General features: G+C 39.1%; 22 protein-coding genes, 1 tRNA gene and 1 rRNA gene. 8 read left to right on the top strand and 16 right to left on the bottom strand.

Going from position 1 to position 21,988, the window contains the following annotated elements; translation table 11 throughout:
* Position 1: 1 nt before the first annotated feature.
* Positions 2-874 (bottom strand): DMT family transporter, encoded by an 873-nt coding sequence (locus QM538_06350; protein ID MDI9348108.1) that lies wholly within the window; start codon positions 872-874, stop codon positions 2-4.
* Between the two features lie 124 nt (positions 875-998).
* Between QM538_06350 and QM538_06345 the strand changes: the two genes are divergently transcribed.
* Together QM538_06345 and QM538_06340 are read left to right on the top strand one after the other, a co-directional pair.
* Positions 999-2,318 carry an SEL1-like repeat protein gene (locus QM538_06345; protein MDI9348107.1) on the top strand — a complete coding sequence of 440 codons (1,320 nt, stop codon included), beginning with the start codon at positions 999-1,001 and terminating at the stop codon, positions 2,316-2,318.
* A gap of 2 nt (positions 2,319-2,320) precedes the next feature.
* Positions 2,321-2,533, top strand: coding sequence for a hypothetical protein (locus tag QM538_06340; protein ID MDI9348106.1), 213 nt, complete (start codon positions 2,321-2,323; stop codon positions 2,531-2,533).
* A gap of 24 nt (positions 2,534-2,557) precedes the next feature.
* On the opposite strand, the gene katG is transcribed toward QM538_06340, so the two are convergent.
* The 3 genes from katG to QM538_06325 form a co-directional block, all read right to left on the bottom strand.
* Entirely contained in the window at positions 2,558-4,843 is a 2,286-nt protein-coding gene (katG, locus tag QM538_06335; GenBank protein MDI9348105.1) for a catalase/peroxidase HPI, read from the bottom strand.
* Between the two features lie 67 nt (positions 4,844-4,910).
* Positions 4,911-4,987 (bottom strand) — tRNA-Ile (locus QM538_06330).
* Between the two features lie 87 nt (positions 4,988-5,074).
* Positions 5,075-6,625 (bottom strand): 16S ribosomal RNA (locus QM538_06325).
* A gap of 231 nt (positions 6,626-6,856) precedes the next feature.
* On the opposite strand from QM538_06325, the gene QM538_06320 reads away from it, so the two are divergent.
* Together QM538_06320 and QM538_06315 are read left to right on the top strand one after the other, a co-directional pair.
* Positions 6,857-8,227, top strand: a complete 1,371-nt coding sequence (locus tag QM538_06320) for a M23 family metallopeptidase (GenBank protein ID MDI9348104.1) — start codon at positions 6,857-6,859, stop codon at positions 8,225-8,227.
* Positions 8,224-9,411: an anhydro-N-acetylmuramic acid kinase gene (locus QM538_06315; protein MDI9348103.1), complete on the top strand. Its 1,188-nt coding sequence runs from the start codon at positions 8,224-8,226 to the stop codon at positions 9,409-9,411. Before QM538_06320 ends, QM538_06315 begins: the two co-directional genes overlap by 4 nt.
* Here QM538_06315 and QM538_06310 read toward each other — a convergent pair.
* Genes QM538_06310 through QM538_06290 form a run of 5 tightly spaced genes read right to left on the bottom strand, consistent with a single transcriptional unit; the run spans position 9,378 to position 13,300 of the window.
* The gene (locus QM538_06310) at positions 9,378-9,629 is read right to left on the bottom strand and encodes a YfhL family 4Fe-4S dicluster ferredoxin (GenBank protein MDI9348102.1); all 252 of its coding nucleotides are present in this window, start codon (positions 9,627-9,629) and stop codon (positions 9,378-9,380) included. The two genes, QM538_06315 and QM538_06310, sit on opposite strands and share 34 nt — an antisense overlap.
* 21 nt (positions 9,630-9,650) lie before the next feature.
* Positions 9,651-10,142, bottom strand: coding sequence for a pantetheine-phosphate adenylyltransferase (gene coaD, locus QM538_06305; protein MDI9348101.1), 492 nt, complete (start codon positions 10,140-10,142; stop codon positions 9,651-9,653).
* Positions 10,143-10,156: 14 nt separating this feature from the next.
* Positions 10,157-10,711 carry a 16S rRNA (guanine(966)-N(2))-methyltransferase RsmD gene (gene rsmD, locus QM538_06300; protein ID MDI9348100.1) on the bottom strand — a complete coding sequence of 185 codons (555 nt, stop codon included), beginning with the start codon at positions 10,709-10,711 and terminating at the stop codon, positions 10,157-10,159.
* Entirely contained in the window at positions 10,708-11,988 is a 1,281-nt protein-coding gene (locus QM538_06295) for a pitrilysin family protein (GenBank protein ID MDI9348099.1), read from the bottom strand. Before QM538_06295 ends, rsmD begins: the two co-directional genes overlap by 4 nt.
* A gap of 55 nt (positions 11,989-12,043) precedes the next feature.
* Positions 12,044-13,300, bottom strand: a complete 1,257-nt coding sequence (locus QM538_06290; GenBank protein ID MDI9348098.1) for a pitrilysin family protein — start codon at positions 13,298-13,300, stop codon at positions 12,044-12,046.
* Positions 13,301-13,414: 114 nt separating this feature from the next.
* Here QM538_06290 and QM538_06285 point away from each other — a divergent pair, with 114 nt between their 5' ends.
* Genes QM538_06285 through rpoH form a run of 3 tightly spaced genes read left to right on the top strand, consistent with a single transcriptional unit; the run spans position 13,415 to position 15,971 of the window.
* Positions 13,415-14,107, top strand: coding sequence for an ATP-binding cassette domain-containing protein (locus QM538_06285; GenBank protein MDI9348097.1), 693 nt, complete (start codon positions 13,415-13,417; stop codon positions 14,105-14,107).
* Positions 14,104-15,000: a permease-like cell division protein FtsX gene (locus QM538_06280; protein MDI9348096.1), complete on the top strand. Its 897-nt coding sequence runs from the start codon at positions 14,104-14,106 to the stop codon at positions 14,998-15,000. Before QM538_06285 ends, QM538_06280 begins: the two co-directional genes overlap by 4 nt.
* Before the next feature lie 47 nt (positions 15,001-15,047).
* The gene (rpoH, locus tag QM538_06275; protein MDI9348095.1) at positions 15,048-15,971 is read left to right on the top strand and encodes an RNA polymerase sigma factor RpoH; all 924 of its coding nucleotides are present in this window, start codon (positions 15,048-15,050) and stop codon (positions 15,969-15,971) included.
* On the opposite strand, the gene cyoE is transcribed toward rpoH, so the two are convergent.
* The 4 genes from cyoE to QM538_06255 are packed head-to-tail and all read right to left on the bottom strand — an operon-like array spanning position 15,964 to position 19,151.
* Positions 15,964-16,845, bottom strand: coding sequence for a heme o synthase (cyoE, locus tag QM538_06270; protein ID MDI9348094.1), 882 nt, complete (start codon positions 16,843-16,845; stop codon positions 15,964-15,966). The genes rpoH and cyoE overlap by 8 nt on opposite strands.
* Positions 16,842-17,888: a COX15/CtaA family protein gene (locus tag QM538_06265; protein MDI9348093.1), complete on the bottom strand. Its 1,047-nt coding sequence runs from the start codon at positions 17,886-17,888 to the stop codon at positions 16,842-16,844. Before QM538_06265 ends, cyoE begins: the two co-directional genes overlap by 4 nt.
* The gene (locus QM538_06260) at positions 17,885-18,394 is read right to left on the bottom strand and encodes a hypothetical protein (protein MDI9348092.1); all 510 of its coding nucleotides are present in this window, start codon (positions 18,392-18,394) and stop codon (positions 17,885-17,887) included. Before QM538_06260 ends, QM538_06265 begins: the two co-directional genes overlap by 4 nt.
* The gene (locus tag QM538_06255) at positions 18,378-19,151 is read right to left on the bottom strand and encodes an SURF1 family cytochrome oxidase biogenesis protein (protein ID MDI9348091.1); all 774 of its coding nucleotides are present in this window, start codon (positions 19,149-19,151) and stop codon (positions 18,378-18,380) included. The genes QM538_06260 and QM538_06255 overlap by 17 nt, the downstream gene beginning before the upstream one ends.
* A 20-nt stretch (positions 19,152-19,171) precedes the next feature.
* Here QM538_06255 and QM538_06250 point away from each other — a divergent pair, with 20 nt between their 5' ends.
* Positions 19,172-19,369 carry a twin transmembrane helix small protein gene (locus tag QM538_06250; protein ID MDI9348090.1) on the top strand — a complete coding sequence of 66 codons (198 nt, stop codon included), beginning with the start codon at positions 19,172-19,174 and terminating at the stop codon, positions 19,367-19,369.
* Here the strand turns inward: QM538_06250 and QM538_06245 are convergent.
* The 3 genes from QM538_06245 to QM538_06235 all read right to left on the bottom strand — a co-directional run.
* Complete coding sequence (locus QM538_06245) at positions 19,366-20,226, bottom strand: cytochrome c oxidase subunit 3 (GenBank protein ID MDI9348089.1); 861 nt, start codon at positions 20,224-20,226, stop codon at positions 19,366-19,368. The two genes, QM538_06250 and QM538_06245, sit on opposite strands and share 4 nt — an antisense overlap.
* Positions 20,227-20,235: 9 nt before the next feature.
* The gene (locus QM538_06240) at positions 20,236-20,949 is read right to left on the bottom strand and encodes an MBL fold metallo-hydrolase (protein ID MDI9348088.1); all 714 of its coding nucleotides are present in this window, start codon (positions 20,947-20,949) and stop codon (positions 20,236-20,238) included.
* Between the two features lie 48 nt (positions 20,950-20,997).
* Positions 20,998-21,988: hypothetical protein (locus tag QM538_06235; GenBank protein MDI9348087.1), on the bottom strand; the 991-nt coding region annotated here is incomplete at its 5' end.

Here is a 21,988-nt window from a genome sequence, read left to right as displayed (position 1 = left end):
GTTAACTAATTTTTTCCAATCTTTTCTCTTCGTAAGACATGGTTAACATACCTATCAACACTAACCCAAAGCCAGCATACGCTACTAGGGTTTGGAATTTTTCACCGATGATGCTAAAGGCAAATACTATTCCAAATACTGGAGTCAAACATAAAACAAATGCGCTGGTTGCAACCGAGGTATACCGCATTCCGTAGAGATATAAAATAAACGATACTCCAAAGGTGAGCACTCCTGAGCCAATTGACCATTTGTTTATTGCAGGTATTACTTGAAACAAAGATGGGCTATCAACTATACTCACGAATAAGATTAAACTTACCAATGCCACACCCAACTGAAACATCATATATCGGCCAGGCATGACATTGCCTTTAATTATTTTAGAAGTCAAAGAAACATATAAAGCCGCGCAAAAGGTACCGATTAAAATCAACAAATCACCTTTGCCATATTCATCAAGGTGTAACAATTTGCTCAGATCAGGAACACATACTAATAATGCTCCTATAAATAACACACAGCCTGCGCCGAGCTGAATAATGGTAATTCTACTTTTAAATACCATAAAAACAATTAGTACGATCATAAAACTTTCTGAGGATTGAATTACTACAGCATTTGTCGCGCTGGTGAGCGCTAGACCATAGGTGGCAACTAAATATGCCAGCCCTGGCTCTAATAATCCTAACCACCAGTATCGTTTAGAGTGGTCTTGCCCATTCCTTTCAAATACTATTACAAATAGTACAACAAAAATAAAACTAGTAACTAGTTGCACAACAAACAATGGTAATACCGAGGCGCCTTCAAGTAATGCCATTTTTGAAAATACCGTGCCTAATGACCACCCTAGTACTGAAGTAACTAACATGATAATTCCTTTATAGTTTTTTATCACCTATTGATTCTCTGTTTGTCTATTGATTCAACTGTATTGGTATTGTTGTATTTTACACAATATAAAAATGTATAAATGAGTAAAATATACCTTATTAATGTTGCTACAATTAATCATTTCAATTTTTTTAATAACCTCTGCACTGGCAAACGACACTTCGTCCATTGAAACTCAAATTGAATTAGCAAAACAAGGTAACTCCAACGCACAAGTTTACTTAGGCAGAATGTACGCACAAGGATTAGGAGTTTCTCAAGATTATAAAAAAGCAAGAGGGTACTTTGAACAAGCTGCTTTGCAGGGAAACTCAAAAGCACAATTCCAACTTGGATTAATGTACGCGCAGGGGTTAGGCGTTTCTCAAAATTTTTCCGTAGCAAAAGATTATTATATTCAAGCCAGCTCACAAGGTAACACTGACGCCCAAAACAATTTAGGACTGATGTATCTGTATGGGCAAGGTGTGAGCCAAGACTTTCAAAAAGCTAGAGCTTATTTTGAACAGGCCGCTGCGCAGGGAGATAATCTTGCGCCATATAATTTAGGCTTGATGTATTTTAAAGGACAGGGTGTAGCTCAACAACCAAAGGTTGCGTTTTCGTGGTTTGAAAAATCAGCTCTGCTTGGCAATAGTGAAGCGAGAGATTACTTAGGGTATCTTTATTCGCAAGGTCAAGGAGTATCTCAAGACTTTAGCAAAGCGCGTGAGCATTATGAAATTGCTGCGGCGCAAGGCAACGCCCATGCACAAAGCAACCTTGCCAGAATGTATCAGCTCGGGCAAGGCGTAGCTCAAAACTACCAGATTGCTGTGCAGTGGTACAAAAGAGCCGCTTTGCAAGGAGACGAACAAGCGCAGCTGAATCTTGGATTTTTATCCTACCTAGGACAAGGTGTGCCTCAAGACTTTGCAGTGGCACGAACATATTTTGAACAGGCATCAGAAAAACTTAATGTTCAGGCATTAACCTACCTTGGTTTAATGTATTACATTGGGCAAGGCACCCCACAGAATTTTAGTAAAGCCAAAGAATACTTTGAGCTAGCTGCAATTAAAGACAGTCCAATTGCAGAGTTTACTTTAGGGCTGATGTACTTTAATGGACTTGGTTTGAAGCAAGACTATCAAAAAGCAAAAGAGTACTTTGAACAAGCAAGCGCAAAGGAACATGCTGATGCACAAGATTTTTTAGGATTTATTTATTCTCAAGGCAAAGGAGTGGCAGTTGACTTAAGTAAAGCTATTTACTATTACGAAGCCGCCGCTAAACAATTACAACCCCACGCGCTATTTAGTCTAGGCCTTATGTACCAACAAGGAGTAGGGGTCACGCAAGATCTTAGCAAAGCTAAAGAATATCTCAAGGTCGCCGCCAATCAAGGCTATCCAGATGCGATAAAAGAACTTCAGAGATAACAATGGGTAAGTCAAAAATACAAGCATTGATACGCTATGTAAGATCAATATATCTTGAAATAAAAATTTTTACCTTTGCTGGTGGCTTAATACTAGTCGCGGTTAAATTTGTAATTTTTTGGATTCCGATAGTTGGGGTTCCAATACTTTTTATTTGGTGGTTACTCGCTAAACAAAAAGCGAGTAACACTAACCAAAATAATTCAAACCAGTAAATTAATAATTACTGCGCTGTTTTGCTACGGTAAGTCATGTCTTAGATCAAATCTATCTAAATCCATAACTTTGCTCCATGCTAAAACAAAATTCTTAATAAATTCAAGCTTACCATCTGACGAGGCGTAGACTTCAGAAATCGTTCTAAGGTCTGCACTTGAACCGAAGATTAAATCTACTGAAGTTGCAGTGTATTTAATTGCGCCGGTCTTTCTATCTTTAATGACATAGGTATTGTCTGAAGCACTCTTTTCCCAGACATGTGCCGTATCTAACAGATTGACAAAAAAGTCATTGCTCAAAGCACCAGGTTTATTGGTCAAGACGCCAAGGTTAGTGTTAGCATAGGTAGCTCCGATTACTCTCAAACCACCGATCAGTGCAGTCATCTCAGGAATAGTGAGATTTAATTGACTTGCTTTATCCACCATCATGTCTAATTCTGGTCGCAAACTTTTCTTACTGTAATAATTTCTAAATGCGTCTGCTGTTGGCTCTAGATACATGAAAGAATTAGCATCGGTTTGAGCTTGAGTAGCGTCACCTCTTCCAGAAGTAAACGGAACTCTTACTTTTACTCCAGCGTTTAATGAAGCTTTTTCAATTCCAACTACACCAGCCAATACAATAATATCTGCTAGTGAAACTTTTATGCCTAAACTAGCCTCATTAAATTTATCTTGTACAGCTTTTAACACTGCAAGATTTTTATTGAGCTCCTGAGGTTCGTTAACTTCCCAATTTTTTTGTGGGAGTAGATTGATCCTTGCACCGGAAACACCACCTCGCATATCGCTCGCTCTAAAACTTGAAGCAGCTGCCCAAGCAGTTTTTACCATCTGCGAGACAGTCAAACCTGAGTTTGCTATACTTGCTTTTAAAGTTTCAATTTCAGTATCTGAGAGAGTTTTATAATTTGGCTTACTAATTGGATCTTGCCAAATATAAATTTGCTTCGGAGCATCATTGCCAAGGTATCGATCTCTTGGTCCCATATCTCTATGGACAAGTTTGAACCAAGCATTAGCAAATACTTTTTTGAACTCTTCTGGGTTATTCAAAAACCTAGTTGCAATTTTGTTATAAGCAGGATCAGCTTTAAGGGCCATATCGCCAGTATTCATAACCACTGGTGCTGTTTTACCAGGCACATGAGCGTCAGGCGCGGCATTTAATAATTTTTTTGATGTCCATATAATTGCACCAGCTGGACTTTTTGATATTTCCCAATCATTGTTCAAAAGATTAGCTAGGTACAGAGTAGAAAATCTAACTGGAGTTTGAGTCCAAGCGCCTTCTAATCCACTCGTTAGTGTATCTTCTGCGTTACCTTTGCCACAAGAATTTTTCCAACCTAACCCTTGCTGTTCAATAGGTGCCGCACCAGGTTCAACTGAATTACAATTTCCTTTTACTGCGCCATGCATTTTTCCAAAGGCATGCCCACCAGCAATTAAGGCAACAGTTTCTTCATCATTCATTGACATACGAGCAAAAGTTTCTCTGATATCTTTTGCAGAACCGACTGGATCTGGTTTGCCTTGTGGTCCTTCTGGATTAATGTAAATCAAACCCATATGTGCTGCGCCGAGCGGTTTCATTAACTCACCAGTTTTTTTGTCTCTTCGGTCACTTCCCATCCATTTTGCTTCTGGACCCCAAAATACTAATTCTGGCTCCCAATCATCTGTTCTACCACCAGCAAACCCTGCAGTTTGAAATCCCATATTTTCTAAGGCTACATTACCTGCTAAAACCATAAGATCACCCCATGAAAGGGATCTGCCATATTTTAATTTAATGGGTAATAATAATCTTCTCGCTTTATCTAAATTACCATTGTCAGGCCAACTTGCTAACGGATCAAGTCTTTGTTGCCCACCATCTGCACCACCTCTTCCATCAATAGTACGATATGTACCAGCACTATGCCAAGCCATTCTGATGAAGAAAGGTCCATAGTTACCATAATCTGCTGGCCACCAGGGTTGTGAGGTAGTTAGTAGTTTATTAATGTCTTGTTTAACGGCTACCAAATTTAATTTACTAAATTCTTTTGCGTAGTTAAAATCGCTTCCGTAAGGATTTAATCTTTTATCGCCAGTTTTTAATGCCGATAAGTCAATCTGATTAGGCCACCATGATTGGTTTATTCTCGGTTTAAATTCATCTTTGTAAGTTTCACTCAAAACATTTTGAGTTGAAAGCATTAACAATAATGTAGTGGTAAACCCTACAAATAAACTAATTGAACTATATTTTGATACTTTAATTAAATTTTTCATTTGTTCTCCATAATTTATAATCATTCTAAAATATTATAACATAAATTATAATCTTACTTAATTTATATATTGCATTTAATTTGGTGGTTATTGGTGGGTCTGGGTGGAGTTGAACCACCGACCTCACCCTTATCAGGGGTGCGCTCTAACCACCTGAGCTACAGACCCAAGTGAGATTGAAATATACAGTTAAACGATAGTGTAATAATAAAAAACTAAAAATACTTATCCGGGCATTCGCTAAGGTTCTTCTCTTTAGGAGGTGATCCAGCCACAGGTTCCCCTACGGCTACCTTGTTACGACTTAACCCCAGTCATTGAACACACCGTGGGCGCTGCCTTCCTTGCGGTTAGGCTCACGACTTCTGGTGCAGTCAACTTCCATGGTTTGACGGGCGGTGTGTACAAGGCCCGGGAACGTATTCACCGCGCCATGGCTGATACGCGATTACTAGCGATTCCGACTTCACGGAGTCGAATTGCAGACTCCGATCCGGACTGAGATCGGCTTTATGGATTTGCTCCCCCTCGCGGGTTGGCTGCCCACTGTACCGACCATTGTAGCACGTGTGTAGCCCAGGGCATAAGGGCCATGATGACTTGACGTCATCCCCACCTTCCTCCGGCTTGTCACCGGCAGTCTCCTTAAAGTTCCCAGCATTACCTGTTGGCAAATAAGGACAAGGGTTGCGCTCGTTGCGGGACTTAACCCAACATCTCACGACACGAGCTGACGACAGCCATGCAGCACCTGTCTCAAGGTTCCTTGCGGCACTCCCACATTTCTGCAGGATTCCTTGGATGTCAAGCCCTGGTAAGGTTCTTCGCGTAGCATCGAATTAAACCACATGCTCCACCGCTTGTGCGGGCCCCCGTCAATTCATTTGAGTTTTAACCTTGCGGCCGTACTCCCCAGGCGGAGAACTTAACGCGTTAGCTACGCCACTAAGGATCAAGTCCCTAACAGCTAGTTCTCATCGTTTAAGGCGTGGACTACCAGGGTATCTAATCCTGTTTGCTCCCCACGCTTTCGTGCCTCAGTGTCAGTGTCGATCCAGAAAGTTGCCTTCGCCGTTGGTATTCCTTCTGATATCTACGTATATCACTACTACACCAGAAATTCTACTTTCCTCTATCGCACTCTAGCTATGGAGTTTCAAATGCAGTTCCCAGGTTGAGCCCGGGGATTTCACATCTGACTTTCATAACCACCTACGCACCCTTTACGCCCAGTAACTCCGATTAACGCTTGCACCTTCCGTATTACCGCGGCTGCTGGCACGGAATTAGCCGGTACTTCTTATGCGGGTAACGTCATTTATGAAGGTATTAGCCCCATTATTTTCTTCCCCGCCGAAAGTGCTTTACAATCCGTAAACCTTCTTCACACACACGGCATTGCTGGATCAGGGTTTCCCCCATTGTCCAAGATTCCCCACTGCTGCCTCCCGTAGGAGTCTGGGCCGTGTCTCAGTCCCAGTGTGGCTGGTCGTCCTCTAAGACCAGCTACCGATCGTCGCCTTGGTAGGCCTTTACCCTACCAACTAGCTAATCGGACATGGGCTTATCGTTTAGCGAGAGCCCTTTCGGCGCCCCCTTTCCTCCGTAGAGATTATGCGGTATTAGCCTGGATTTCTCCAAGTTTTTCCCCACTATACGGAAAATTCCCATGTATTGCTCACCCGTCCGCCACTCGTCGCCAAGCAACTCATCCTTGCGGACTTGTTACTCGCGTTACCGTTCGACTTGCATGTGTTAGGCATGCCGCCAGCGTTCAATCTGAGCCATGATCAAACTCTTCGTATTTTTTTAATATTTTGAACTACTTCAATATTCTAAATAAATTCAGAATATCTCCATAGTTCGATTCTAATGAATGACCTTAATCAAATGCCCGAACAAATATGTTTAATTTTGTTATTACTACTGACTATGCGTTTTAAACTGTAAAAGAAAAAACTAACCAAAGTTAGTTTTGGGTTCATTATTATACTCTAAAAAGGTAAGATATTACAAAGACATTTAGTCAAAATAGTTATGTTTTCACAGAACCCATTTAAGGGCTTTTCAAAAACCGCAATTAGATTCTATAGGGGCCCATTGCTTGCTCAGATAGTTATTGGAGGAGGCATTGGATTTGTTTTATTATTTTCACTTCGATTGATATATCTTTACTTCTCGCCCCCCACGTTAATTCAAGAAGAAATTCAAATACCTTTAAGCACATTAGAAAATTCTTCAATTGACATTGATGTCGCTAACCGAGGCACGGGGATTTGGTACAATTTAAAAATTTCAAAAAATCAAAAATTAGTTGATATACTTACTATGGCAAAAATAAAATCTGAGATTATAAATAAAATAAACAACATCCCCCTCGTGCGCAAAGTAACCAAGGATTTAAGCCCAGGTAAATACATTAGACTGCTACGATCTATAGACGGTGCAATTCTTGAGCTTGAGTATGACCTCAATGACACTAAACAACTTGTCATTACTCAAAATGAATCCAATTATTCTGCAGTGCTCAAATCAATCCCACTAGATTACCGAGATACATTTGTAAGTCTAACCATCCGAGACTCTATCATTGCTGAAGGAAATAGAAAAAATATATCTCAAGCAGTAGTTAGAAAATTATTAGAGCTGTTTGTCTGGGACTTAGATTTTAGCAACGAATTACAGAAAGGAGATGTATTTAACTTTATCTATGAAACAATTTACCGAGATGGGGTGTTTTATAAAAATAATAAGATACTGATAGCTGAGTATGTTCCGGTCCATCAAAAGAAAAAAACCATTAAAGTGCTATACTTTGAAGATGACAGAGGCAAAGGAGAATATTATAATGACAAGGGGAAGAATATTAAAAAAAGTTTTCTACGGCAGCCTGTAGATCCTGCTTTGAGCAGACTTTCTTCACGATTCAGCACTAATCGTTATCATCCCACTCTTAAAGTTTGGCGAGGTCATTTTGGTGTTGATTATGCTGCTGCCATAGGGACTCCTATCTATGCTGTTGCAGATGGTAGAATTGAATACATAGGGTATAAAGGTTCATACGGTAATCTCATAAAAATTAAGCATACTGGCAACTACACCACCTTATATGGGCATATGCAAAGATTTGCCAAAGGCACCTATGTAGGAAAATATATCAAGCAAAAAGATATTATTGGATATGTTGGTAACACAGGCTTGTCGTCTGGCCCTCATGTCCATTTTGAATTATTAATTAATGATAAATATGTCGACCCAAGTAAGGTAGAATTCCCTAGTGGCAAAGATATACCCGCAACCCAGAGGCGAGAGTTTTCGCGTATTGCGTATGAGCGATTTTTACTTTTAAAAGAAAACAAAGAAAATGAAATTAATAATGGAGCAACGCAAGGGAGTATTTACCGATGAACAATGATCCCAGCAAACAAGTCACCGAGCTTGAACGAGATAAGCCTAGGAATATCGTAGGCTTAATGACTGGCACTAGTCTTGATGGGGTGGACTATGTCTTGGTTGAATGCACAAACGCAACCGTACGATTATTAGATAGCGCATTTAGTGAATTTAATATATCTCTAAAAAACCGTTTGCGACAACTTCGTGAATCTGGCGATCAAGTGTCATTACAAACTTGCTATGGCTTGAGCCAAGAAATCGCAAAAGTGTGCTGTGAGATTATTGATGAAAGGCTCAGGACAGATCCTTTCAAAGATTTAATTGTTCATGCCATTGGGTATCAAGGTCAAACGATTAGGCATCAACCTTTATCCTATGCGCCATTTAGCTTTCAGTTAATAGATGCAGATTTAATTAATAGCGTAACTGCGATTCCTGTCATTAGTGGCTTTCGTCAAAGTGATATTGCTAATGGCGGACAAGGAGCACCACTGACTCCAGCTTTTCACCGAACGGTATTTGCGCATAATCAAGAACGCAGAGCAGTTATAAACCTAGGCGGTATAGCGAATGTAACATTCCTCCCAACGGAAAATTCCGAATCAATGATAGCGTTTGATACCGGACCTGGCAACACACTCATTGATGAATGGTGCAGAACGCAATACGGTATGTCCTATGACGCAGAAGGTTTAACTGCCCGAAAAGGTAATGTTCAACATACATTACTAGAAGAGCTCCTCAGCGAAGCATATTTTCATCAACGACCACCTAAAAGCACTGGTCAAGAATACTTTAATATAGGTTGGCTACAAAAATTTTTAAATAAGTATCCGCATTGCACAAAAGGTGATATTCTTAGCACATTAGTTGAGCTCACTGCTCAGACCTGTGTACAAGCTTGCCAAAAGTATGGCGATTCTCTCGAAAGAATTATTATTTGTGGTGGCGGTGTTAAAAATAATTTTCTCATGGAGAGAATCACTGCCATATCCGATCCATGTTTAGTAGAGCGCTCGGATGGTTTTGGGATTCCATCTGATTATTGCGAAGCAATGGCCTTTGCTTATTTTGCCGATTGTAAACTTAGGAATATCTCAATTGACTTAAGCTCAGTAACTGGTTCACGCACCCATCTTGTGCATGGTTCAATTACTGATTGTTATGGCACATTAACTAATCGTTTAAATTTTTGAAGAAGTTGTTCTTTAGTTTCTGGTATTAAAGGGTTAACTTCAATACAATCTATTGGACAGATTACTTGACATTGGGGTTTGTCAAAGTGCCCTACACATTCTGTACACAAATCTGGATTAATCTCATATATCTCCTTGCCCATATAGATAGCTTTGTTAGGACAAACTGGCTCACACACATCGCAGTTAATACATTCTTGGGTAATTCTTAAAGTCATTTATATAATTAGTAATTCTAGTTACAACAGCTTTTCTTTTGAAACATTTGATAGATAGGGAATAATAGCGGGGTGAACAAATTTTGAATAATCTCCGCCATAGAATGTAATTTGTTTAACCATACTTGAAGAAACATTAGATAATTCTTTAGCGGAACTTAAAAAAATCGTTTCCACAGTTCCTTCTAATTGACTATTGATACTTGCCATTTGAATTTCATAATCAAAATCTGAAATAGCCCGCAATCCACGCACGATGATTTTTGCACCAACCTGAGTGGCAAAATCAACCGCAAGGGTGTGGAACTTATCTACTTGTACATTTTTTAAAAATCCTAGCGCTTCGCGGGACATTTCTACCCGTTCTTCTACGCTAAAACAAGTCTTTTTTAAAGGATTAGCAGAAATTGCTAGCACGACATGGTCAAATAACATACTTGCACGCTGGACAATATCAATGTGCCCGAGGGTAATTGGATCAAAGGTGCCTGGATAAATTGCAGTCTTAGACATGGTAATTAGGTATTTTATGCTAGATACATGTACAAAGTAAGCGCACTCGTATTAGTTTGCTTTCTTTTAAGCATTTTCACAAAAGCACTTTGAAAGGGAGGGGTTTTTGCGTATGTCTCGCAAATAATACTTGCCTGATGAGTAAGACTTTCTGAACGAATTAACGCATCAATACATTGCGGTATTAGTGCATGCTCTGAATATGGAGGATCAATAAATACGACATGGTATTTTTTCGCTACACGCTCACAATAAGATATTACATCTAAACAAACCACTTCAAATTTAGTTTGCTCAATTTTGAAATTTCTACAATTATCTTCAATCCCTTTACAAAGCATACTTTGCTTCTCTACAAAGGTTGCATGCGAAGCACCTCTGGAAAGTGCCTCAATCCCAATTGCACCACTTCCAGCACAGAGATCCAATATATGTGCACCGTGCACTTCAAGACCTAACCAATTGAATAGTACCTGTCTAAGGAAATTAGTTGTCGGTTTTAACGTTTTATCTAGATTGGTTTGGAGCAATCTTGAATTAAGCTCACCACCAGAAATACGAATGGTCACGGCACTGAGGATTCAATTGGTCCCACAGAGACCTCAACCCACGCTTGTTTACTCAAGTGGGTGTTCCATATTTCTAATGCAGTTTTTTGAGAAATAGAAGTTAATCGTTTTGTTCGCATTTCAAGATACCCTAAAGGGAGATTGTAGAGCGCAATAGTTGCCAGAAGCTCAACGATTTTTTTATTACTGTTTGTCAAAAAAGCTTCCTTACGAATTAAATTATCAAGCGCATCCTGAAACTCTGCCTTTGATACTTTGTTTTGTTTAAAATTATTTAATTCATGTGAAATAAGTTGACGCACGCGTTCTTTGCTTTTATTTTTAGTTTGCACATAGATATACAGTACTCCGCCTCCCACTACAGGTTGCAACCAACTTGACGCACTATATGCCAGCCCCTCATCGCTTCTGATACTTTTCATCAGTTTAGAAGAAAATCCATTCCCTCCAAATATATGATTAACGATCATTAGTGGGTAAAAATCATCGCTTTGTTGATTGGGAGCACGCATCGCATAGAGTAGATGAGTTTGTTCGGTATTCATTGCTACGGATACAGGCTTAGCGGTGCTTTCTTCCGGCACTTTAGGTAGTGGAGGTAGAGGTGTGATTGGATTTTTTGGTAATGCATTTAGAATTGTGCTGCTAAGTTTCTGTGCTCGGGCCTTGGTCAAATCACCAACGATAATAACAATACTGCCTGCTGAAGTGTATTGAGAGGAATAGATTTTTTTTACTTCAGCTAATTCAATTGATTGCACGGTAGGAATTTCTCCAAGCACTGGATTTGAGAATGGGTGGCCAGCAAAAAGTAATTGATTTATTTTCTTAAAAGCCTGATCTCCAGCATCAGATTTTTGATTTTCTAGTTGATGCAGGATGCTATCTTTTACTTGGCGCAAATCAGATTCAGTTGGATTCGGCTCTGAAAGTGCTAATGAGATTAGTCGCTCTACTTCACTGAGTATATGTTCATCTTGTAATGATCTAACACTAAGAGTAGTTGCGGTATTACCTGCTTGGACATCAATAGAAGCGCCAGTGGATTCAAACGCCGCTGCAAATTGCACTCGCGACATTGTGGTCAGAGTCGTGCCAATTAATTTGCTGGCTACAGTAGCTAAGCCAATTTTTTTTCCATCTAAAAAAGAACCGACAGGGAGTATCACCTGAATATCAACCATAGGAATATGGTTGAGAGGAACAAATAACACTCGTGCTCCTGTTTCATCTCTCCATTCTTGAATCGGCAAACTCACTGCAATAGATTTAGTCATTGGCACTCCTGAGAGTAATACAATGAAAATAAAACACCAACCTCTAAGCAACATATCATTGTGGGTTTAACGTTGCGGTTACCGTCGCATCAATTTGAAACCATTTTTTTGCAGTCACACGCAAGGTTTCTTCAGAAATAGCTTCAATAGCATTTTCAATTGAAGCATATTCATCCCAAGCAATTTGTACTGATTCAGGTACGCCTAATTGCATCGCCTGGTAGAAAATTGAATCTCGTGCAAATACTTTAGCAGAGCGCAATTGATTTTTTATTTTATTTCTAGTTTGAGAAGAAAATAATGAGTCGGGAATTTGTGATACAAGGGTTTTGATGCGATCTCGTAGCGTTACTAAAGATACACCTGGTGTCGGCGCTGCGTTTATAGTGAAAAGGGTAGTGCCGCGATCTTCTAACTCATAATGTGCTTCTACCGTTAGTGCTAATTTTTCTTCTAATACTAGCGTACGGTACAACCAGTCACTCTCTCCATTTGCAAATGCCATTGAAAGCATGGCGAGCGCAAGGCTCTCTTCTTTACTTGCTAAATATCCTGGGACATGGTAGCCGACAATAACTAGTGGTGAAACATTTTCTGCTTTCATGTCAATGTGCACAGAATGTTTTAAAGGTGGTTCAATCGGACGCTGACGGCGAATACCATGTTTAGGTTTAACTTTTCCATAATATTTTTGGGCTAACGCAAATACTTCTTTGGGAATTACATCTCCAACCACAACTAGCGTAGCATTGTTTGGGGCGTACCATTGATCGTACCAACTCTGCACATCTTCTACTCGCAGAGAAATTAAATCTTCATCCCATCCTATCACTGGTATTTTATAACCGCTATTAGCAAAGGCCGCCGAGAGAAAATTTTCATAGAGTTTACTTTGCGGATTATCTGATACCCTGAGACGACGCTCTTCTCTCACTACTTGTAATTCCTTTTCAAACTCTTTTTTTGATATTTTTAAATTGGCCATTCTATCAGCTTCTATCTCCATCATCGTAGCAAGATGTTCTTTGGGGATATTCTGAAAATAAGCCGTATAATCACTGGAAGTAAAAGCGTTGTCATTTCCTCCAAGTTTTGATACAGTTTTTGAAATTGATTCTTTAGGATATTTTTTCGTACCCTTGAACATGAGATGCTCTAGTAAATGAGTTTTTCCAGTGGTTCCTGGCGTCTCATCGGCTGAACCAATGTGATACCAAACTTGGTGAGTTACTAATGGGGAGCGTTGGTCAACTTTAACTAAGACCTTTAATCCATTGGTTAAATTTTTACTATAGACTCTTTCGGAACTCATAGAATTAGGCATTTTCTCGGCACCTTCCGTTATCGATGTCACACAAAAGCCCAAGATAATTAAAAGGATATCACGAAACATACAGGCGGTGTTATTATATACTAATTACTTTCTATGCAAGACAACTCCATATTAGAATTCTCTAGGGTAACCAAATCTTACGCAGAAACTGGGAACGCTATTGACTCAATAACTATGAACATTGAGAGGTCGACTTTCTGCTATCTGACAGGACATTCAGGAGCAGGAAAATCTACATTGTTAAAACTTATCGTTGGAATGGAGAAGCCTAATACCGGCATTCTTCTTTTCAACAAAAGAAATGTTTCATCTATCACCCCATCCCAACTACAGCAATTGAGAAGGAAAATTGGCTTTGTCTTCCAACAACCTAAACTTATTGAATACCTCACGGTACATGATAATGTTGCTATTGCCTTGCAGTCTTCAGGGTATACCAAACATGACATACAAGATAGGGCCTATGCCGCATTACGGCTAGTCCAATTAGATCACCGAGCAAAAAGCATGCCCAACGCCCTCTCAGGTGGTGAGCAGCAACGAGTTAGTATTGCAAGAGCTGTTGCAAATCTTCCGAGTCTAATCCTAGCAGATGAGCCTACCGGAAACCTTGACGAACAACTCAAAAGAAATATCCTAGAGCTCTTTGCAAAAATACATCAGAATAAATGTACCGTGCTACTTGCCACCCACGATATCTCATTAATGCGACATTACCCAGGTAGACATATTTCACTAAGCAAAGGTAAAATCCAAATTGACAGCACTACTCAACTTCAGACATGATGCAAGAACAAATATACGCAATTAGACAATGCATAACCATGCTCACGCATAGCAAAATCACCAGCTCACTAACCATCTTAGCAGTAGCAATTGCTATCTTTCTGCCAAGTGGTTTTTTTATCATTACAAACTACTTTTCATCTATTAAACAAGACTGGCAAGATGCCTACACCGTTACTGCATTTGCCAAACATGGCGCACAAGAAGAAGACATTATTACATTAAGCAATCAATTAAAAGCAATTCCACAGGTGCGAGAAATTCAGGTACTGTCTCCAGACCAACTTCTCAAACAATTAACCAGCAATATGCCAGACCAAGAGCTACAAGATTCTTTGCTAGATGGCGGCAGTCCTCTGCCCTACTCATTCATCATTCATTTAAATATTAATCATAACAATAACCAATTTATAGAACAACTCCAAAAACAAATTGCCGAGCTTACCTTAATAGATACTATTCAACTTGATCGTACATGGCTTGCTACAATCCATGCCTATTCAACTATAGCAAATCGGATTATCTCAATTATAGGAATACTGCTGCTCATGGGCATGGTGCTTATTATGAGCAACAGCATTAGTAATGAGATTCACAAACAGAGCAGATTTATTAAAGTACAAGTGGTCTGTGGGGTTAGTTTTATCTTCATCAAACGACCATACTACTATTTTGGTTTAATGGTAGGATTACTTGGTTCTATGACAGCGACTGCCTTGTTGTTACTCTGCTCGTATTACATACAGGACCTGCCAACTATCCTGCCTAACCATGAGCCTCCATCATTAGCTGGCTATTCCATCACTATGATAATGCTGGGCTGTCTTGTGGGTTGGCTTTCAGCCCATCTTTCAATTGAAAATCACTTAAAAGAAGCTATAAAATTAAGCTAACTTAAGTATTACTTGAAAAATAGCTCATAGGGTGTTATAATTATTGTATGAATACCGCACTTAATGCTAATTTGCCTCAAATAATAGGCTCAGTTTCACTTATCCCTTACAAAGGTGGCGATAACGGGAATGCTCAATTTAAGCAGTATCTTAATGAAGTTAGAAAACACCCCCTTTTGAGCGCTGAAGATGAGCTATTGCTTTTGAATAAGGTGATTAAAAATAACGACAGGATCGCTGCTGAAAAGCTAGTTTTATCTAATTTACGCTTTGTCATACATATCGCAAAAAAATATCAGGGTTATGGATTATCATTACAGGATTTAATTCAAGAAGGCAATATTGGCCTAATCAAGGCAATTAAACGGTTTAATCCAAAACATAAAGTTCGCTTAATTACCTTTGCCATTCACTGGATACGGGCAGAGATCCATGAGTTTATTATTAAAAACTGGAAGATTGTAAAAATCGCTACCACCAAGGCACAGAGGAAGTTATTTTATAGATTACGAGCGATGAAAAAAGAAAAGCAATGGTTTAGTAATGGCGAAATCAATTTAATCTCCAAAGAATTAAAAGTCGGAACGAAAGAAGTGAGGATGATGGAGCAAAGGTTGTGTCAATCGGACTCATCTATTGATATAGCTATTGAAAACAAAAGTGACGGCAATGAGAGCGGTTCAAACAAACCTCAATCAATTTATTTATCGGCTCCGAAACATTTGCAACCCACTGAACTTGCTAGCGAACAAGATGAAGATGCTACTAAACATGAGTTGCTCTCAGTTGCTCTGATGGGTTTAGACAAACGAAGCAGAAAATTAATTCAACTCAGATACTTAAGTGATAAAAAATCAACGCTAGATGAAATTGCTAAGGAGTTTAAGATTTCCATTGAACGCGTTCGCCAACTTGAATCAAGAGCATTATCTACAATGCGTGAGCGAGTTTCACTTCCCTTAGTTAGTTAAACAAATAAGAAAATATTTTATCAAGTACTAGTACAGCAAATAAGTACATAATGTACTGTATTGAAAATCTAAACAGTGGCATAGCAAAACTATCTTGATCTGCTGGCTCAGCATACAGCCTAAACGCAAGATATAAGTAACGAACGCCCAATACAATTGCGCCACCACAATAAATAATACCTGCAAATGTACCTATCCAAGGTAACAAACTCACTACTACCAGTAGTATGGAGTATAAAAGCACATAGGCTTTTGTAAAGGGGACACCGTACATTACTGGTAACATAGGCAATCCTACTGTAGCATATTCCGCTCTTCTCGCTACTGATAACGCCCAAAAATGAGATGGGGTCCAAATAAAAATAATACCGGTTAATAGCAACGGAAAAGGATCAATAGTACCAGTAACTGCAGTCCAACCAAGCAGAGGAGGAAGTGCCCCAGCCAAACCTCCAATTACAATATTTTGTGCAGTATTTTTTTTTAAGAAAAGTGTATATATAAAACTGTAAAAAATAAATGAGAATAATGTCAGCAGACAGGTAATGGGATTTACTAAATAATACAAAACGCCCATTGAAATTAAAAATAAAACGATTGCAATTACTATAGCAACAAATGGAGATATAGAGCCAGTTGGCAATGGACGCAGTGCGGTTCTCTTCATGCGTTCATCAATATAGCGCTCAAAGATCTGATTCAGACAAGCAGAAGAAGAAGATGCAAAAAAAATCCCAATCGTAGCATATACCAATACCATCATTGATGGCATTAGATGATTGTGTAACACTGCGATTATCATACCTGCCCAAGCAGTAAATACTAGCATGCTAACCACTCTCAATTTAATTAAATCAAGAAAGGGTCTGATCATGGTTTAGCTATTAAATCTGAAAGAGATCGTTTCTGTGGAGTAATCTTAATATACAAAAACAACAATAACAACACCATGGTTAAGCCATTGATACTATGGAGCAATGCTACTACATATGGCCTTGCGATAACGACATTTAAAACACCTAAAAGCCATTGCAAAGCAAGTAAACTTGCTAGTAGTAACAGTCCTTGACGCAGTGGTTTCCATTGAAAATGATTTGGTAACGCCAATGGATTTTGAGAATTAATATGCGACATTGCGCATAAGCGAAAAACTAGCACCATATATAGTATTAAAATAGTGGTAACGATAAAGGCAAAAACTCGGTGTATAAAATGAATGGTTTGCAACTGTTCAAGTGTTGCTGGTAAAAATAAAATATCAGCGTTCAGTTCCAACGGCGGAATAAAATATTGATTGCATTCGGGAAACCCCACACAAGCCAGTGACGCGCCAGTAGCAGTTACCAAGCCACCTAAGCCAATCTGAATTACCAAAACAAGAATACAAATCAATAACCCCCGTGAAACCCACATTGGATAAAACTGAAGTTTATGTCTTTGAATAACTGAAGAGACTGATAGCGCCCAAAGATAACTTACGGTTACATACCCCAAAAGCAAATGAACAACAATGACCCAAGGAACTAAACTCAGGGTAACTGTGTACATTCCAAACACACCCTGGGAAGCTACGAGTATAAGTAAAAACGAGGGGTGAAATGAAAAAGTAAGTTTCTGAGTAACTCTATAGAGCAACAAACCAACGCTGATTAAACCAAGTAGCGTTGCTAACGCTCTGTGGATAAATTCGAGAGAAACTCGAAACAAATCATATGGAACATCTGGATTACCTTGATTGATCTCTTGGTGTACTGTTTCATCAAAAACCAGGGTAACCTTTCCATAACATAATGGCCAATCTGGGCAGGATAATCCCGCATCAAACAATCTTGTCGTAATACCTAATACTATGATGGTAATACTCAGAATAAATGCTACAATCCAAAATAATCGCGGCGCGCCAAAAGAATAATTCATTTTTTATAAATTTTTAAAATAGATTTAAGGTCGTCAAGAAGATCTTTAGGTGGAACAACAATAGGATAGACAAGCACGGCCAACCCTTGGTGATCAAACAAGACCAGGAAACTTTCCGTACTTGATTCAGTTTGTGAATGTTGCGTCTTTTTTAATTGGCCCATCAATTCAATTTGCCAAGCATCATCTCGCTTCAATTCTACTTCTAGTAATTGAATTAGCGACGCTTGTTTTTCTAGCCGCATAATTACTCTAGATACGATTGCTTTAGTTTTTGCACAAATCTCATTGCAAGACTTATCTTGTATCAAGACTAACGAGAATGGGGTAGTATTTTGCTTATATGTTGGTACCACCACAGATCCTGAAACTAACACTCCATGTTGTTTGGTATCAAACGATTGTGGATTATTGTGATAATACCTTAAAACAAAAAAACTGCTGATGAAGGGTAGAGTAAATACCGCACAGATCAGATACAGTAACGTTCTATTTGATTTTTTCATTTCGTTTCTCCAGATATACTGTCCTGATAAAAAATCCAAAAGCAAAAAAAGAAAATATCAACCACTGCACGCTATAACCGTAATTTTTGTACGCAGGATACGGGGTAGGTAACTCCGCAACATGGTTGGTAAGAATCGGCGCAAGTAAGCGATCTTTCTCCGCAACCATAAGCTTTGCTGATTGAGCTAACAAAATCCCACTGGCAATTGGAAATTGATAAAATCTTTTTAGATATTCAAGATCATACAAAGCAATCCTTCGAATTAGACTATTAGGGTAGAACAACTCAGCTTGGGTATTTAGTAGCCAATTGATTGGTTTTTTATAGCGCAACCAATACCCTTTCACCTGTATCTGCTCAGGTGGTTTTTTTACATACTCTGAAACTTGACTATCTTGCATTGCTATCCATCCACGATTGACCATTATAATCATATTATCAGCTTGGTATGGTGTTAACAATTCTCTGCCTTCCACCCCATCACGATACCTAGGTTCTAAAAAAAACTGAGGGTTCATCTCATCAAATTGTAAGTCAATTAAAACATGAGATATCTCGGAGCCTAGATCTGATAATTCTTTGCCTGTGCTTTGGTGGTACCCCGTACGATTAACTGAAGACAGACCGAGGGATAAGGCTTGATTGGTAAGACCACGCTGATACTGCCAATATGATGCTGATAAACAGATAATTCCAATAAAAATAAATAGCAACTGACTGAGTCTTCTAAACATTTTGCCAGAATTTAATTTCATGGTATTATATTGGGCATCCTATGAAAGTTATAATTTCAATACTTCTCATCTTTACGATTATTGCACTAGGCGCTGGACTATTTTTCTTGATTAAAGATTCTAGCAAAAAGAATAGACTACTTCGTTCTCTCACTATCAGAATCGGCTTATCAGTCACAATCTTTGTAATTTTATTTGTCAGTTATCGCCTCGGATATCTCCATCCGCATGGAATCTAGAGCCAATAGACAAATACAAACAGACCGAGCCACACCACATCAACAAAATGCCAATACCAAGCTACGGCCTCAAAAGCAAAATGACTTTCAGGTTTAAAATGACCTAACGCACAACGAAACGTTACAACGATCAGCATGATCGCACCAATGGTAACATGAAATCCATGGAACCCAGTTAATAAATAAAATGTAGAGCCGTACGCACCACTGCTTAATGTCAAGTTTAATTCTGACCACGCGTGATAATATTCATACCCTTGTAATCCAACAAAAAGTACGCCTAAAAGTATTGTTGCCATCATCCACAACACTAGTGCTTTTCTATGATTTTCTTTTAGTGCATGATGCGCCAATGTAATTGTTACTCCAGAAGTTAACAACAGCGCTGTGTTTATCGCAGGAATTCCCCAAGGAGGCATAGCTTTAAAATCACCGCCTAATCCAGCTGGACCATTTGAAGGCCAAGTATATACAAATGAATTCCATAGCTCAGTAAAAGTATAAAAACCATGACCTTCTCCACTAATCCAAGGTAATGAAAATTGTCTAATATAAAAAAGAGCGCCAAAAAAACCAGCGAAGAAAAAAATTTCAGAAATAATAAACCATGCCATTCCCCAGCGAAATGAGCGATCAACCTGACTGTTATACATAGCAGCCTCACTTTCAGCGACTACTTTTGAAAACCAACCAAAAATCATTACCAACAACAGAATTAACCCGCCAAATAATAAAAACGAGCCATCAATATTGCCATTTAACCAGTTACTCGCACCAATAAAAGCCATGAACAAAGCAATTGACCCAACGATTGGCCAATACGCATGGTGTGGAACAAAATAGCCTTCACTTTTCATATAATTATTTTAACCGATATAGTTATTATTTACAATCTTTCCACAGGCTTGATTAGCAGGAACAGCAATATCCATACGTTCTGGTTTTGGGAAGTTAAGGGAATTCATGTGACTCACAAACTCCTGTTCATTTGGAAATTGTAATCTAGGGTTATACATCCGTTCCTCACCAATGGTTGACATTGTTAACCCATGATAATCATGCCCTGGATACACGATGGTATCATCAGAACATTGTAATAATCTTTGCAAACTTTTATAAGCATGGACTGCGCTACCATTTTGAAAATCAGTTCGCCCAGAACCTCGTATCAATAGCGTATCACCAGTAAATAATTGTTTAGTGCTTTCATTGTAAAAACAATAACTATCTTCTGTATGTCCAGGGGTGTACCAACATACCAAAGTAATTGCTCCAATCTGTAACTTTTCACCATCAGAGAAAAAACCTGAACTACAGTTTACTTTAGATTCTTTGCCAATCCTTGTTGCGCACCCTGTGGATTCTCTCAGCGTATCACCAGCACTGATATGATCCGCATGGACATGTGTTTCTACACTCAGCAATAATCGACATTGTAACTGTGAAACATAACGAATATATAATTCTGCATTATCCCGAACAGGGTCAATGATACAAGCAGAACCATCACTAGAATCGCCTACTATATAAGTAAACGTTGAACTAGAAGCATCAAATAACTGTCTAAAAATTAAACTCAAGCTACTATTATAATCTTACCATGACACTTAGATCATACAACCTGCGCACTACAACTTCAATGAGCACAGTGGTTTTGCGATTAGGGAAGCAAGCAATCCAGTCTTGCTACAATCAGCGCCAAGTGAGCCAAGTAGATTAAAGAGTAATTGCGAGACAAACCCTTCGTATTGTTTTTTCTTTGTAGCTGAGCTAGTAGTGGCTAGTAATTGCGTAGGATTGATTTGATCATAAAAGATAATGGTTCCATTTGGTGAGGTGCTTTGCTTTATGAGATTGAGTGCATTCGTAGCAGTATCTTTTGTTCCAAGTCTAATGAGGTAGGCTTTGTTGCTGGTTGGGGTGCGAACTACGAGCGAAGTAAAATCAGGTACTTCTGATGAAGCACTTGAGATAACTAGCTTGCTGGTTTCTGAAGCAATATCACCTGCACTACTAGTAATGGATAATGATGGAGCACGAAGATGATAGGCACTATGATTTGCAGTGGTAAAACTTGTAGCACTGAGGGTAATAGCAGCTGCAGTAATTGATGCTGAAGCATTAAATTGGATTGCTCCATTATTTTTAATAATGATGGTTGCGGTTGGGAAGGTAAGCGCTGATGCAAGTGTGAGCGTACCTGCAGTTTGCTCTAGGAAGAAAGTTCCTGTTGCAAGCAATCTAAAGGAAGCAGCAGAGAGTGCTGCAAGAGCATCAGATGTTGCGGTCTTAATATAGATAGAACCATTGGTTGCTGAGAGTATGAGATTGGTTGATGCCCATATGCCCGAGGTGCGAGCAATTGCGATTGCATTACTTGCAGTACCGATAGAGCCACTTGATGAAGTTACATTAAGGCTGCCACTAGTACCTATGGTAAGCGTTCCTGTGCCGATGATATTGCCTGCTGCAGTAAGGTAGATTGATGTTGCGGTAATGGCATTTGCACCGAGATCAATGTTTGCATTGGCGCCTGAGGTAGTGAGTCTAATCGTTGCACTAGATAGGTTTAATGCTGATGCGAGGGTTAGATTGCCAGAGGTTTGTACTAGGGAGAAA

The sequence above is a fragment of the Candidatus Methylacidiphilales bacterium genome (assembly GCA_030054035.1).
Lineage (GTDB): Bacteria > Pseudomonadota > Gammaproteobacteria > JASGCS01 > JASGCS01 > JASGCS01.
This window is presented reverse-complemented; position numbering and strand designations above follow the sequence as displayed.